The 15,195-nt window shown below is 50.5% G+C and carries 13 protein-coding genes; 9 read left to right on the forward strand and 4 right to left on the reverse strand.

Annotated elements, in window-relative coordinates; translation table 11 throughout:
- Positions 1 to 198: 198 nt before the first annotated feature.
- The 5 genes from H6750_18500 to H6750_18520 all read left to right on the forward strand — a co-directional run bounded on the left by H6750_18500 (position 199) and on the right by H6750_18520 (position 5,754).
- Entirely contained in the window at positions 199 to 342 is a 144-nt protein-coding gene (locus H6750_18500) for a hypothetical protein (GenBank protein ID MCB9776297.1), read from the forward strand.
- A 444-nt stretch (positions 343 to 786) separates the two neighbouring features.
- A complete protein-coding gene (locus H6750_18505) occupies positions 787 to 1,677 on the forward strand; it encodes a formate/nitrite transporter family protein (GenBank protein ID MCB9776298.1) in 891 nt (296 codons plus the stop codon).
- A gap of 53 nt (positions 1,678 to 1,730) precedes the next feature.
- A complete protein-coding gene (locus H6750_18510) occupies positions 1,731 to 3,344 on the forward strand; it encodes a ferredoxin--nitrite reductase (GenBank protein MCB9776299.1) in 1,614 nt (537 codons plus the stop codon).
- A gap of 101 nt (positions 3,345 to 3,445) precedes the next feature.
- The gene (locus tag H6750_18515) at positions 3,446 to 3,964 is read left to right on the forward strand and encodes a TIGR03546 family protein (protein MCB9776300.1); all 519 of its coding nucleotides are present in this window, start codon (positions 3,446 to 3,448) and stop codon (positions 3,962 to 3,964) included.
- Positions 3,964 to 5,754, forward strand: coding sequence for a TIGR03545 family protein (locus H6750_18520; GenBank protein MCB9776301.1), 1,791 nt, complete (start codon positions 3,964 to 3,966; stop codon positions 5,752 to 5,754). The genes H6750_18515 and H6750_18520 overlap by 1 nt, the downstream gene beginning before the upstream one ends.
- A gap of 19 nt (positions 5,755 to 5,773) precedes the next feature.
- Here the strand turns inward: H6750_18520 and sthA are convergent, their stop codons facing one another.
- Positions 5,774 to 7,192, reverse strand: a complete 1,419-nt coding sequence (gene sthA / locus H6750_18525; GenBank protein ID MCB9776302.1) for a Si-specific NAD(P)(+) transhydrogenase — start codon at positions 7,190 to 7,192, stop codon at positions 5,774 to 5,776.
- 291 nt (positions 7,193 to 7,483) lie between these two features.
- Positions 7,484 to 8,449, reverse strand: a complete 966-nt coding sequence (locus H6750_18530; protein MCB9776303.1) for a metallophosphoesterase — start codon at positions 8,447 to 8,449, stop codon at positions 7,484 to 7,486.
- A 41-nt stretch (positions 8,450 to 8,490) separates the two neighbouring features.
- Between H6750_18530 and H6750_18535 the strand changes: the two genes are divergently transcribed.
- On the forward strand, positions 8,491 to 8,895 hold the full coding sequence (locus tag H6750_18535; GenBank protein ID MCB9776304.1) for a hypothetical protein: 405 nt from the start codon (positions 8,491 to 8,493) through the stop codon (positions 8,893 to 8,895).
- 262 nt (positions 8,896 to 9,157) lie between these two features.
- Here the strand turns inward: H6750_18535 and H6750_18540 are convergent, their stop codons facing one another.
- Together H6750_18540 and H6750_18545 are read right to left on the reverse strand one after the other, a co-directional pair.
- Complete coding sequence (locus tag H6750_18540; protein ID MCB9776305.1) at positions 9,158 to 10,153, reverse strand: acetyl-CoA carboxylase carboxyltransferase subunit alpha; 996 nt, start codon at positions 10,151 to 10,153, stop codon at positions 9,158 to 9,160.
- Positions 10,154 to 10,172: 19 nt separating this feature from the next.
- A complete protein-coding gene (locus tag H6750_18545; GenBank protein ID MCB9776306.1) occupies positions 10,173 to 13,637 on the reverse strand; it encodes a DNA polymerase III subunit alpha in 3,465 nt (1,154 codons plus the stop codon).
- Positions 13,638 to 13,677: 40 nt separating this feature from the next.
- On the opposite strand from H6750_18545, the gene H6750_18550 reads away from it, so the two are divergent.
- The 3 genes from H6750_18550 to bfr all read left to right on the forward strand — a co-directional run bounded on the left by H6750_18550 (position 13,678) and on the right by bfr (position 15,150).
- Positions 13,678 to 14,067, forward strand: coding sequence for a hypothetical protein (locus tag H6750_18550; protein ID MCB9776307.1), 390 nt, complete (start codon positions 13,678 to 13,680; stop codon positions 14,065 to 14,067).
- A 65-nt stretch (positions 14,068 to 14,132) separates the two neighbouring features.
- Positions 14,133 to 14,453: a heavy metal-binding domain-containing protein gene (locus tag H6750_18555; GenBank protein MCB9776308.1), complete on the forward strand. Its 321-nt coding sequence runs from the start codon at positions 14,133 to 14,135 to the stop codon at positions 14,451 to 14,453.
- Between the two features lie 223 nt (positions 14,454 to 14,676).
- Positions 14,677 to 15,150, forward strand: a complete 474-nt coding sequence (bfr, locus tag H6750_18560; GenBank protein ID MCB9776309.1) for a bacterioferritin — start codon at positions 14,677 to 14,679, stop codon at positions 15,148 to 15,150.
- Positions 15,151 to 15,195 lie beyond the last annotated feature (45 nt).

The following is a 15,195-nucleotide window of genomic DNA, read 5'->3' on the forward strand; positions in this document are numbered from 1 at the left end:
TGTTTTTTATCATGCCCCTGGCATAGTTCAGTCCAAATAAGAGAACGGTCTAGGAGTAAAGGTTCTGGTGTTCCAGGTTAGGTTGAGCGCCGCGGTGGACAAGTTGGGCTGTATGGATGGTCTCGATCGATCGACCCCATCCAAGGATGTGGCTTGGTTCTGGAAACTTCTTGGGAAATCCTGTAATTTCAGGGGTCTATGGCGATTTTCGTTGCTGAGTTAGGCTTAGCTTTAGGATTTGTTGCATGCCCTGAATACGGTGTGCTTCCCTCGGACGACCTTCCTCAACCGCTCTTTGACGCCATGACCAGTGTGGTCTTCTTTTCGTACACCACTTCTTAGGGAAAGCCGGTTTGGGTAGGTGAATCGTCATGACAAGATTTCTCAATCGATGGAATAGGCCTTTAGCCCTGATTGACAGGGACTGACATGTCTGTTAATTATTTTATTAGCAACAATGAAGTTGCTGTTCATTCGGGAAGAGGTGGTTGTGGACAATGGGCGTCCAATTCCTTAGAGGGGATTGGGCGTTTTTTTTTATTTTAGTCGAATGCGAAAAATGGGAGATGGGTCGAGGGAACTGACACTTTGAATCGACAATCTTTCTAAACGAACGGTTTAGCCATTAGGTAAGAAACAGCATTCATACTCCATCATTCGAGGAGCGAACGGTGGGGAAGGTGGCAAAGGCGCCACTGCCCGGGCAAGGCGGACGAATCCGACCGTAGCTCAGGCAGTTGGCGCTTTTTTTTTTGACAACTGTACAACTTGGTTAAGGAGAACGTCATGCATACGGTGGATGTCGAACGGATGGTTCAGCTGGCAGAGAGGAAAGTGGGGTATCTCCAAAGCAATCCCATCGGATACCTCGTTTTATCCGCCCTGGCAGGTATTTATCTCGGGTTTGGGATCTGCCTGATCTTCAGTGTGGGTGCTCCATTTTGGTCCGGAGGTTCTGCCGGATTGAAACTCGTAATGGGCGTCTCATTTGGCATTGCGCTGACGCTCGTCATCTTTGCGGGATCGGAACTATTTACCGGAAACAATATGGTGTGTGCCCTTGGTGCTCTGGCCAAGGCCATCACCATAAAAGAGGCCGGGCTGATTTTTTTCTGGTCCTTTACAGGCAATCTCGTCGGATCATTGGGGTTGGCTTGGTTGGTCGCCTATTCAGGCGTGGTGGGAAAGGCGCCGCAAAGCGATCTGTTGCTGCACGTGGCATCCCTCAAAATGAATCTACCGATAGGTGAACTGTTTATTCGCGGGATTCTTTGCAACTGGCTTGTGTGTTTGGCGGTGTGGACGGCATCCCGCACGACCAATGATGCGGCTAAAATCATGCTGATTTTCTGGTGCCTCTTCGCGTTCATCGGAAGCGGGTTTGAGCACAGCATTGCGAATCAATCGCTACTGGGAATCGCGCTATTTCTTCCACATGGTCCGGATGTTTCCTGGGCCGGGTTTTTCTGGAATCAGATGTGGGTGGTATCCGGAAATATCGTCGGTGGGGTCGTGTTTATGGGAGGTGCCTATTGGATCATCAGTCCTGTGAGTGGGTGGATCAAGAAAACAGAAAGGGTCGTGGAATGTGCCGCACCTGAATCGTCACGGCCGATTAATCTACCAGCGGAGGGGAAATTATCATCTCATCCCCTGGCTGTTGCTGGGAAAAATTAGAAAATCCCACGGATTGTTGAGGAAATCGAGAAAGACAGCAGGAAGGGATTCTCATGAATAAGATTGAAGTGCTCAAGGGGGAAAAAGACGGCTTGGACATCAAAGAGGATATTGCCCGATATGCCGAATTAGGGTGGGAGGCGATCCCGGATGAAGATATTCAACGCCTGAAATGGCATGGATTATTTTTGCGAAATCCCACGCCGGGATACTTCATGATTCGCGTGCGGATTCCAGGAGGAAGAACCACGTCGGTCCAGATGCGCACATTGGCGCACCTCGCAAACACATTTGGAAACGGTGTGCTGGATCTGACGACCCGTCAGCAGTTTCAATTACGCCATATGAAGATTGAGCATGTGCCGGAAGTGTTTCGTCAAATGGAAGAGGCGGGCTTGTACTCGTTACAAACCGGCATGGATAACGTCCGCAACATCATGACTTGCCCGGTGGCAGGGTTGACGGCGCAGGAACAACTGGACGCCACGGATCTGGTCAAGCGGCTCACAGAAGAACTGGTCGGGCATCGGGCATATTCGAATCTTCCACGAAAATTTAACATGGCGATTACCGGTTGTCTTGACAATTGCTTACATCTTGAAACACAAGATCTGGCGCTGGTGCCTGCCAGGGTCGAGGGGGAGGGCAGTGCGGTCACTGGATTTAACCTGTTGGCCGGAGGCAAACTTGGATCCGGCGGGTATCGCATTGCCACCCCACTCGACGTGTTCGTGACTCCTGGGGAAGTCGTGGCGGTGACCGGAGCCATCCTTCGGGTCTTTCGGAATCATGGATGCCGGGACTCCCGTACGACTGCCAGATTGGCGTTTTTGTTGGATGACTGGGGCGAAGAACGATTTCGTCTGGAAGTGCAGCGGGAAGTGGGATGGGAATTGTCGCGAGCGGGGACCGATGTGCGGAAGTCGTCAGTCAACGATCATATGGGTGTCTATCGGCAAAAGCAGTCAGGCTTGAGCTATGTGGGGCTCAAAATTCCCGTCGGCCGTATTCAGGCAAATGATTTACATGGAATAGCCGGTCTGGCCGACGTCTATGGCACGGGAGAACTCCGCCTGGCAGCCAATCAAGCGGTCATCATGCCCAACGTTTCGGACCGGGTGTTGGGAGACCTGACGGAGGAGCCTTTATTACAACGCTTTGTGTACAATCCCACCCCGGTACAAAAGGGCCTGGTCAGTTGCGTAGGGAGTGACTACTGTAATCTTGCAGTCATTGAATCCAAAAGTCGGGCGATGGAAACCGCCAAACGCATTGAAGCGAGGATCGGTACGGAGATGAAACCCATCACCATGCACTGGTCGGGATGTCCGGCAGGCTGCGGGAATCATCTTGTAGCCGATGTCGGTTTGTTAGGGAAAAAGATTAAAGTCAAAGGGCAAGTGGTCGAAGCCGTGGATATTTTTGTGGGTGGCCGTTCCGGCCCTGATCCCAAACCGGCCATCAAGTTATTGGAAGATGTCCCATGCGATTCCCTGGCCGAGGTCCTAAGCGGAATTCTTCCGTACCATTCCCGGGAGAAGATGCATCGCACAAAGGCAAAAACCATAAGTAAGCGCAGCCTATCCCGGCGGGTCATTGATCCTGATACGACAATCAGCGGAAGGAACCAAACCGCGGCTACTTTACTTATCTCACCAATGAATTAAGCTCCAACCTGTTTGGAGATTTCTACCATCTATTGGGTAGACGTAGCATGGTTTCAAAGCTATTCTGATATCATGTCCCTATCACCTGCCTTTTACAGGACATGATTAAGCTTCTTGCCAAATTGCTCCGCGTCCTGAATTCCGAAACCGATCCAGGGCAAATTTCTTTGGGATTGTGTTTTGCGATGGTCGTAGGGCTCACCCCGCTTGTGAGCTTGCACAACCTATTTGTGCTTTTGCTGGTATTTATTCTGCGCGTGAATCTATCGGCTTTTGTGTTGGGGCTGGCGCTGTTTACGGGAATTGCCTATCTGCTTGATCCGCTTTTCCACCGGCTTGGGCTGGCCGTTCTGACCGCTTCGTCCCTGGCAGATCTTTGGACCTCCCTCTATCAATCCGTGTGGTGGCGACTGGAGCATTTCAATAATTCTATTGTGATGGGCAGCCTGGTGTTTTCGGTTGCGATGTTTGTCCCTGTTCTTCTGCTTTTGAACTTCCTGATACGTCGCTATCGCCAACATGTTATGGCTTGGGTCCAAAAAAGCAGGATTATGCAAATGTTCAAAGCCAGTAAGTTGTATCAGACCTATGAAACCCTTTCGTCATGGAGGCCGGGCTGATGACGAAATGGATCCGGTGGTGGGGACTTGGAGCGTTTGTGGTGTTTGCGGCCATTGTGGGTTGTGTGTGGATATTTTTTGTGGATGGCTGGGTGAAAGGTGCAATTGAAGCGGCGGGGACCAAAGCTGTAGGAGCCAAGGTGGAGGTTGAGGCGGCCGATCTCAGCTTGTTTCCGGCAGGACTCTCCTTGACGAGACTGCAAGTGACAAATCCCAAGACGCCTATGACGAATGCGGTGGAAGCTGCCAGGGTGACAATGAGTCTAGACGGATTGAACCTGCTTCGGAGAAAAGTCATTGTTGAGGAAATGACTGTGGAAGGGGTTCGATTGGATACTCCCAGAATCACATCCGGCGCCGTTAAGCCCGTCTCAGATGTGTCTCCTGAAGAGGAGCCCGGAATGTTTTCTGTTGCTCTTCCGGCTCTAGAAGTGCCTGACGTGAATGAAATTTTAGAGAACGAAGATCTGGAAACGCTCCGATTGATTGAAGCGCTGAAGGGAGATATGCAGCGGGAACAAGAGGCGTGGGAATCACGACTCAAGACGTTACCCGGAAAAGCCCAGCTCACCCAATATGAGGAGCGGGTAAGAAAATTAAAAAAAGCCGGGAAGGGAGGATTGGAGGGCTTGCTGGGAGGGGTTAGCGAAGTGCAAGCGTTGAAGCAGGATATTGAGCAGGAAATTGCCTCTCTCACAGGCGCCAAAAAGGAATTTGAAGATACTGTGGCGTTGTTCCGTACTCGGTTGCAGCAGATTCAAACCGCACCACAACGGGATATTCAGCACCTCAAGGCCAAATATAATTTGTCCCCCGAAGGATTGGCCAATATGAGCCAAACGCTATTAGGGCCGCAGATTGGATCGTGGGTTCACGAGGGGGCGGCTTGGTATGAGCGAGCGAAGCCGCTTCTGGAAGGAGCACGGACAGTGGGAGGGGAGGAAGGTCCTCAGGTGCACAAGCCTTTGCGGGGGAAGGGCCTGGATGTGCATTTCAAGGAAGCGCATCCGCTCCCGGACTTTCTGATTCGTTTGACGAAGGTATCGGTCGATTTAGACCTAGGGGAGTTGGCGGGGACTGTTCACAATATTACCACCGATCAACCGACTTTGGGACAACCCACGACATTCGCCCTTTCCGGGGACCGGTTGAAAGGGGTCCAGTCTGTCTCATTGGAAGGGGCTCTCAACCACGTGGAGCCAGCCGATTCCCAGGATCAGTTGAGGGTGCAGGCGAAAGGGTATGAACTGACCAATCTCGCATTGTTCAAAGATGCCAAGTGGCCGGTTACCCTGATGAGCGGGATGAGCGATCTCAATGTGAACACAGAACTCAAGGGCCAGGCCTTAACGGTTCATGGCGTCGGGAATCTTCGTGGCCTTCACCTGTCCGCAGGAAGGGAGGATGATTCCAATCCTTTGACCAAAGCCCTCAGCTCTGCCGTGACTGGTATTTCCCAATTGTCTATTCAGGCCGCTGTGACGGGGACATTGGAGCAACCTGATGTCACGATATCCTCCGACCTGGATCGTATACTTCAGGATGCGGCTGGCAAGATGGTGAATGAATTGGCTGCGAAGTTTGGTGCTGAGCTTCAATCGGCCATCTCGGCGAAAATTGCAGAACCGATGCAACAACTCAAGAATAAGTTATCCGGGTTTGAACGGATTGCCGGTGAGTTGACGGAGCGGGTCACGCAGCATCATGATGTGCTCAACAGTCTTCTGGAAAAAAGTCTTCCCAACAAAGGTCTAAAGGATCTTCCCGGCGGGTTCAAACTTCCCTTTTAACCGTGACCTCAAATATGTATTAAAATTCACAAAGCTTGTTGTAGGCGTCCAAGGCTGCAACTTTGTAGCATTCCGCTAGCGTGGGATAATTGAAGACTGTCGTAAGGAAGTATTCCAGCCCCCGTTCGGTATGGAGGATGGCCTGTCCGATGTGAATCAGCTCGGTTGCTCCCGTCCCGATCACGTGCACGCCCAATAGCCGGTGATCGATTCGATGAAATAACAGTTTCAACATGCCGTTTGGATCTCCCATAATTGTGCCCCTTGCGATTTCGCGGTAACGGGCGACTCCCACCTCATAGGGAACTTTTTCAAGTGTCAGCTGCTCCTCCGTAGCTCCTACCATAGAAATTTCCGGAATGGCATAAATGCCAACAGGAAACTGGCTTGTCATCGGTGTGGCTTCCATGTCGAAGGCATAGCAGGCCGCTAAACGGCCCTGCTCGGAAGATGTGGCCGCCAGGCTTGGGAAGCCGATGACATCGCCCGCAGCCAGAATATGCGGGACGGCCGTGCGATATTGCGAATCGACTTGCAGGCGGCCACGGGCATCCACGGTCAATCCGGCCTTTTCGAGTTGGAGTGTCGACGTGGCTCCCGTTCGTCCGACAGAATAGAGGACCAGGCCTGAGACCAGTCGTTTTCCGGAGGCCAAATGGATCACGACTTTTGGTGATGGTGTGCTCGCGATTTCTAATTTTTCGACAGTTTCACCGAGGCGAAAAGTCACCTGGTGATTACGCATCTGATAAATGAGTTCATCGACGATTTCGCCATCCAGAAATTCCAATGGTCGGATTCGTGTATCCACAAGGGTGACTTCTACGCCAAGTGCGCCTAACATTGAGGCATATTCAATGCCGATGATCCCGGCTCCAACCACAGTCATGGTTCGTGGGAGCTGTTCTAGTTGGATGATGTTATCACTGTCGAGAATATATTGGCCGTCAATGGCAATGTTCGGTGGTGGCGTGGGGATGGTTCCCACAGCAATCAGAATGTGGGCGCTCGACAGGGTTTGTGAATGTTGGTCGGTGTGAATCAATAGAGTGTGAGGATCCACAAAGGAGGCTTCCCCTTGTAAGAATTCCACATCGTTTCTTCGTAATTGATCGTTGATCACTTCACCTTCAATGCGAATGACTTCTGCCACGCGAGTGATCAGTTGCTCGGCCGTGGGTCGTATTTTCGCGGTGTCCGATAGACGACCCCAATGTTGATGGGGTCCGGTAAAGGACAAAACGGCTTCACGAAAGGTTTTACTGGGAATGGTTCCGGTCTCTAAACAGGAGCCGCCGACGGCACGCTTCTTTTCAATAACCGCCACGCGTTTTCCTACTTTGGCTGCTTGAATGGCCGCCCGTTGTCCGGCCGGTCCGCTACCGATACAAATCAGGTCGTATTGAAATGCTGAAGGTGTCGTGATCCGGGAGCTCATGATGATAGAACGAAGGAGGATACCATAACAGGCCTGCACTCAAAGCATAGCGTGGCAAAAGAGACAAGTACAGGTCAAGCTACCTCTGGATCCTGATAGCTGCATGATTGCTGTTGGGGTTAATAAGACAACCGGGGAGTGTGTCCACCCGTATATGCCTTGGTGGCCGGCGGAAATCCGGTTTGAAAGGGGGTAATAATCTTAGAAATGTATATGGGCTGTCCATCTTGATCTGTGGTGACTTTCCCGGGATGTCGAGGAGCCTCTTTGTATGTCGGGGACAGGCGACGTTCAAGGTGTAGGGGCTCGTGTGAGCGTATGGATGATGATTTCCGGAAAGCAGAACAGCCGAATGGGAAACAGGGAGGTGCCGACTCCTCGAGAGGTGTACCCGCGCATGGATTGATATTGCCAGGGGCCTGCCTTATAGGCTCTGGGGCAGCGGCAATGGGTAATGATGGGTTGGCTTCCTGGAAGACAGATTTGGCCTCCGTGTGAGTGGCCGCAGAGGTACAGATCCATCCCGGCAGTCGAGGCCTCAGGAATAATTTCCGGGGAATGCACTAAGAGAATTCGTACGGCGTCGGTGGGCGCGAGGCGTATGGCTTTCTCCAGGTCACCTGTTTCGTAATAATGGACATCATCTAATCCGAGGAGCCAAATCGCATCCGATCCCTTTTCCAGGGCTTGAGCTTCATTGAGGAGCATGCGGATTCCGCATCGCTCAAGTCCTGGCACCATTTCCAACCAATCGTGATTCCCCAAAATGCCGGTGACGCCATACGGAGCCTGGATCGTGCTGACCAATGACTCCATGAGTGTCAGTGTCTTGTCATAATGGCCATACGTGAGAAAGCGAAAATCGCCCGTCATGACGCACAGGTCGTATTGCAAGGTGGACAGAGCGGTCTGAAGCGCTTGGCCTTTATCGATCATCCCTTCGATATGAAGATCTGACAAATGCAGAATTCGAAATCCATCAAAGGATTCGGGCAGGTGAGGAATCGGGACGGTGTGCTCGACAATGCGATATTGGGAGGTATTCTTGACGGCCAGCGGCCAAAGGCCGGTCGACTTTAAGAGTGTTTTGATGAGCCAGGCAATGGCTGGAAATTCCTCCATGTGAATGTGGAGGTGATAACCTTTTAACAGAAGGGCCGAATAGTGGGCCTGCATTTCCATGCGTTGGCCTGCATGAGCAGACCCGATCCGTTCCACTAATTTGGCAAAGGCTTCCTGGTCGTGGTGCTGGGGCATGTGCTTGTCAGCCAAGTGGAATCAGAGGTAGCATAATCATTATGCAACGATTAGATCTCATGAATCCCGGGTTGCCCGATATCCAATTTGTCCTCATGGTATTGGCATTATGTACGGCAGATCTCGAAACGATGAATGCCCCACGTTCTGTGAGAGAGACGGTCTTTAATCGGTGTTGGGCATTAATGCATGAAAGCCCTCCGCCTGTGAAGACGCAAGAGCGGGTCCTGGATTTGACCCTGAGTGATGAAGTCACTCTGGAGGCCTTGGTCCATGTGATCCGACAGACTTTCGAGGAGCATGGTTTTGTTGAATTGACCTGGGATCATCCACCAAGCGAACCGACACGAGAATCGACTCCTGAAGCTCGTCCCTTGATCGAGCGGTTAGAACAGTGGGAACCTCCTCCAGACAATTTGAATCCTCCAGCATCTTCATCGAACTAATTCTTTATCCTGACCGGCGAAGATTTTTTTGGCCGGGTCCCCGCCCTGATAGATGGAGATCATCTCTGCTCAGCGAAGGATCATCCTGTAACTTCTGGTACGCAATAGCCCTGGAGCAAAAAAATATGAAACTGCGAAACGTGAGCCTCGTGATACTTAATGGGGGGTAAAAACAACCACCTGGAGAACAGGCGAACAACTCAAAAGGCAATGACCCTGTGAGATCTTGGTTGCGTAAACCTGTGTACGGACTTCCTGCACGTCATGAGTTGACCATTTTCACCTGTTTGGGCGTGGCCTGAGAAGAGCCAAAGGCACCCAGACTCCGGAATTTAGCCTCTCGCTGTTTTCGGAGTGCGTCGGGCGACATTTTCTGTAATTGCAAGAAATGAGTGTCGAGCGCCTCGGAGACCCGGTCGGCCATGAGTTTCGCATCGCGATGGGCTCCTCCCATGGGTTCAGGTATCACCTCTTCGATGATATTGAGTTTGCGTAACTCCGGTCCCGTCATTCGTAGGGCCGTTGCGGCCTCGGCGGATTTTGAGGCGTCTCCCCATAAAATGGCGGCGCAGCCTTCCGGGGAAATTACCGAATAAATGGCATGTTCCAGCATCAGAACCCGATCTGCCAACCCTAAGGCCAACGCGCCACCACTGCCGCCTTCTCCGGTGACCACGGCAAGAATCGGCACTTGCAATCGGGACATTTCCAGTAAATTTCTGGCAATGGCCTCAGCCTGGCCGCGTTGCTCCGCATCGACGCCGGGGTAGGCTCCTGGAGTATCGATAAAGGTGATGATTGGTCGGTTAAAGCGTTCCGCTAATTTCATGAGACGCAACGCTTTTCGATAGCCTTCAGGTTTGGCCATACCAAAATTCCGGCGCATGCGTTCTTTTAAGGTCTTTCCTTTTTCATGACCGATGGCCATGATGGAGCGGCCCTTCCATGTGGCAAACCCTCCAATAATCGCCCGGTCGTCGCCGAACAGGCGGTCACCATGGAGTTCCATAAACCCATTGGTCATGTGCTCCAGGTAATCAGAAATCGAAGGGCGCTGTGGGTGTCTGGCGATTTGGCTACGTTGCCATGGGGAAAGATTGGCATAGATCTCACGTTCAAGGTTTGCCAGTTGTTCGGTGGATTTGACGATGGCATCCTGAACCGAGACCTTTTTGGATTTTGATTTCACTAACTTGGCGATGCGTTCTTCAAGTTCCTTCAGGGGTTTTTCAAAGTCCAGGTATTCACGCACGGACAAGCTCCTTGGTAGAGGGAAATTATTGGAAAGTGACCGTGGATGTGCCGAGGAGATGTTCCACTTCTTCTAAAAACTCCGGTGACGGAGAAATGCCGATATCCGATAATCCTGACAAGTTGGCGGTCAGATTAGGGTGCAAGTGAAACGCCAACGAAATAGGGGTCGGACCGCGATGCCGTTCGAATATATCTTTTAAGTCTAGCAGATTGTGGGGGGAAACGTCCTGTTCGTGGACCTGAAGCGTCACATGCTTCACTGTTTCATTTTCTAATTGTGAGAGCGATTCAACTTTGGTGGCTTTGATACGGGCGCCATTATCCATCAGGTCCACGGTTCCCGTAATCCGGACCACCGAATCCGGCCCCAGTAATTCTTCGTGTTGCTTAAAGGTCTCGGGGAAAATAATCGCTTCAACGGTTCCGTGCAAGTCTTCCAATTGGGCGTATGCCATCCTGTGGCCTTTTTTGGTCGTCGTGATTTTGAGATTGGAAATGACTCCGCAGATTTTGACCTCTCGTCCGTCGCCGACCTCGCGAATGGTCTGGGTGGAGCAGGTAGAAAAATGAGTGATCCCAACGCTGTGGCGGTTGAGAGGATGCGCGGTGATGTAAAAGCCGGTCAGCTCCCGTTCATATTTCAGTAAGTCATTCTGCGACCACTCGGGAATCTGTGGAATGACGAAACCAAAACCTTCCTGCTTGGGAGCTGCCGGCTCCGGGGCCAGTGTTTCAAACAGACTGGTTTGCCCTTCCCGTTTGTTGCGTTGGACCGTCGAAGCATGGTCCAAGGCTTCATCCAGGACCTTAAACATACTGGCGCGTGTGAGACCCATGGAATCAAAGGCTCCGACCTTGATAAGCCCTTCCAGCACCCGTTTGTTGACCTTCTGTGAATCAATGCGGCAGCAAAAATCAATAAAGGAGGAAAACGGGCCTTCCCTGTCTCGTGATTCTAAAATCACGTCCACCGCGTTTCCGCCGACGTTCTTGATCGCCACTAACCCGAACCGGATACCCTCAGGTACAACACTGAAGTTTTTTAAGCTTTGGTTCGCATCGGGTGGCAGAATGTGGACCCCCAATTCACGGCATTCCGTAAAATAGCCAACCATCTTGTCGGTATTTCCCATTTCAGATGTCAGTAGGGCGGCCATAAATTCAGTGGGGAAATGAGCTTTCAGGTAAGCCGTTTGGTATGTCACGACCGCATAGGCAGCAGAGTGAGACTTGTTAAATCCGTAGCCTGCGAAAAAGGCCATTTGGTCAAATAATTTTTCGGAGAGTTTTTCCGAAATGCCCTTTCCCTTGGCACCAGAGACAAACAATGCCTTTTGTTTGGCCATTTCCTCATGTTTTTTCTTGCCCATCGCACGACGGAGTAAGTCGGCTTGCCCCAATGAAAATCCTGCCAACTGGTTGGCGACGGCCATGACCTGTTCCTGGTAGACAATCACTCCATAGGTTTCTTTAAGAATGGGTTCCAATTGCGGAGGGTCATAGACAATTTGGGAGGGGTCGCGTTTTCGCTTAATGAAATCGTCTACCATGCCGCTTTCTAAGGGGCCGGGACGATACAGCGCGAGGATGGCAATTAAATCTTCAAACGTTTCCGGTTTGATTTTAACCAACAGGTTTCGCATGCCGGAACTTTCCAGTTGGAAAATTCCTGAAGTTTTTCCAGAGCTGAGCAGCTCAAATGTCTGCAGATCATTCAAGGGTAGATTGTTGATGTCCAATGGCGGCTCATCAGGGCGTTGAGCATTGACCATCCGGACTGCGTCATGAATCATCGTCAGGGTTTTGAGCCCCAGAAAATCGAATTTTACCAATCCGACTTTTTCCAGATCGGTCATCGTGAATTGGGTCACGATTTCGTCGTTACTGGTTTTGTAGAGGGGGACATGATCCATGAGGGGTTTTTGCGAAATGACCACGCCCGCCGCATGAGTCGAGGCATGTCGCGCCAAGCCTTCCAAGGCCATGGCCGTGTCCATGAGTTCCTTCATTTTGGCATCTTGATCGACCAGTTCCTGCAGGCGTGGTTCCTGTTTCAGGGCATCCTGGAGGGTGATGTTGAGTTGGGTGGGAACCAACTTTGCGACCCGGTCCACTTCGGCATAGGGGAAGTCCATCACTCTCCCCACATCCCGGATGGCTGCTTTGGCACCTAGTGTGCCAAAGGTAATGATCTGGCATACATGCGCCTCTCCGTACTTTTCAATGACATAGTTGATCACTTCCCCGCGGCGATCCATGCAAAAGTCCATGTCGATATCCGGCATGGTGACACGTTCGGGGTTGAGGAAGCGTTCAAAGAGCAGATTGTAGGAGAGGGGATCGAGGTCCGTAATTCGAAGGGCATACGCCACAAGGCTTCCGGCGGCCGATCCTCGTCCGGGGCCGACCGGAATGTTGCGGGATCTGGCGAAATTGATGATATCCCACACAACCAAAAAATATCCGGCATACCCCATGGCGTTCAGCACAGCGAGTTCGGTGTGGAGGCGCTGTTGGTACGCCTCGGATGGAATGCCCGTTGGGCGTTCTCGTAAACGGGTTCGAAGGCCTTCTTCCACAAGGTGCTGAAGATAGGAGTTATGAGTCTGGCCTTCGGGAACGTGATAATCCGGCAGATAGGATGTTCCGAACTCCAATTGAAGATCGCACTGTTCGGCCACCTGGGTGGTATTCAAAACCGCCCGGTTAAATTCCGCAAATTCCGTAATCATTTCTTCGGTGGATTTCACATATAACTGATCGGTATCAAACTTCATCCGGTTGGGATCTTTGAGTGTTTTTCCCGTTTGAAGGCACAACATGATTTCATGCGGACGCGCATCCCGTTTATTGAGATAATGGCAATCATTGGTGCCTACCAGCGGAATGCCAAGCTTTTCATGAATCTCCAGTAACCCCCGATTTGCAATACGTTGATGGTCCAAGCCGTTGGCCTGGACTTCCAGGTAATAGCGGTCCTTTCCAAAGATTGACCGGTACTCATCTGCCACCCGGAGAGCCCCGGCCATATCCTGTTGGTTAATGAGCTGTGGCACCTCTCCGCTCAAACAACCTGATAGGGCAATGAGACCTTCCTGATGTTCCTGTAATAATTCCTTGTCCATGCGAGGCTTGTAATAAAAGCCCTCAAGGTAGGCCTTGCTCGAGAGTTTAATGAGGTTGTGATAGCCGACTTGATTTGTGGCAAGAAGAATCAGATGAAAATATTCGTTATGCGCAAGGTGTCCTGCCCGCTGCGTGCGGTGGCCCGGAGCCATATAGGCTTCACACCCGATAATCGGCTTGACATCATGAGCTTTGGCTTTTTGATAAAAATCAATGGCGCCAAAGAGATTGCCATGGTCAGTCATGGCGACGGCGGGCATACCGAAATTCTTCACCTGTTGGAACAGGGGTGTGAGTTGGTTGGCCCCGTCGAGGAGGCTATACTGGGTGTGAAGATGAAGATGAACGAATTGTGCTGGCACTCATATGGTCCTTCAGGAAAAATTCTAATGAGCACCTCGAGTGAAGTCAAATGAAATTACGATACGAAAAACCACGCGGCGTCCGGTTTCTGAATTTTTCAAAAATTGCAGGAATACATTGAAGGAATCATCAGGAGAAATGAAAAAAAGTAATCCAGAAAAAATGGGCACAAGTATGTGGATAAATCGTGAGGATCCGGGCGAAAGCCAAGGGAGAGAATGCGTTCAGCAGATTGCTTATTTGGTGGGCATAGTAGTGAACGATGCAACTCCTACCATGGGTTGGGTCACAAATACGCGCAGAAAAAATCCTGAGATCGGAAATAAAATTTTCTCCCTATATCATTCGCGGGCCCTGGTCGCGCTTCCATATCAATCATGCCCGCGTTGGTTGTGGAAAAATTGTGATGAGAACGCACACGTTGAATAAATCTTGAACATCAATTGACAAAGGATCCAAAGCATTTGTTACAGAGGTAAAAGGAGGGAGGGGACATGATTCTGACAACGACGCCCAATGTTGAAGGTCATCAGATTAAAGAGTATTTAGGTGTGGTGGCAGGCGAAGCAATTTTGGGCACGAATTTTTTTAGGGACTTTTTTGCCAATATCCGTGATATTGTGGGCGGCCGGTCAGGGGCCTACGAAAAGGAATTGCGACGCGCGCGTGAAATCGCCTTTCAGGAAATTCAGGAAGAAGCCCTAAGGGTGGGAGCGAATGCCATTGTTGGAATTGATTTGGATTACGAAGTCATGGGAGAAACCGGGAGCATGCTCATGGTGAGTGTCAGCGGAACTGCCGTGAGGGTGGAATAAATGCCGGGAACCGGAAGAGGAACTTCATATTCTCCATGGAAGGAAATAATTGAACTTGAAAATGTAGATCAACGAAGTTGAGAAAAGAATTCAATATTAATTAATTTTCCCTAAATAAAAACATTGACCACCCCGAAGCTCGACCGATAAAATGATTAAATTAAACGAAGCAGAACACGCAATATCTCACGTCTGAGACAATTTTCAAAAAAGGAGGATTTTCATGAAGGCAAAAAAAGGTGTGATCGATTTTCTCAATAAAATTCTGACCAATGAACTGACTGCGATTAATCAATATTTTCTGCATGGGGAAATGTGCGGCAATTGGGGTTATGAACAATTGCATAATGAAATTCGGAAACATTCGATTGATGAAATGAAGCATGCGGAAGAACTGATCGAGCATATTCTCTACTTGGAAGGTGTTCCCAATCTGCAGCGATTGGGGACGCTTAAAATTGGAGAAACGGTTCCTGAGCAATTTAAATCAGATTTGGCTCTTGAACACGAAGCGGTGTCCCTCCTCACTGAGGCTATTGCCCATTGTGCCACTGTGGGAGATTTCACCACTCGCGCAAAGTTGGAAAGTATTATTAAAAGCGAAGAAGATCATATTGATTGGATCGAAACGCAAATGGAAACCATCAAGCAGGTGGGGGTAGAAAATTATCTTGCCCAACACATGCATGAAAAATAGGCGCTTCTATTTCTGAAACACAATGGGGCTTTCCGGGATTCCCGA

The organism is Nitrospiraceae bacterium (assembly GCA_020632595.1).
Classification (GTDB): Bacteria; Nitrospirota; Nitrospiria; order Nitrospirales; family UBA8639; genus Nitrospira_E.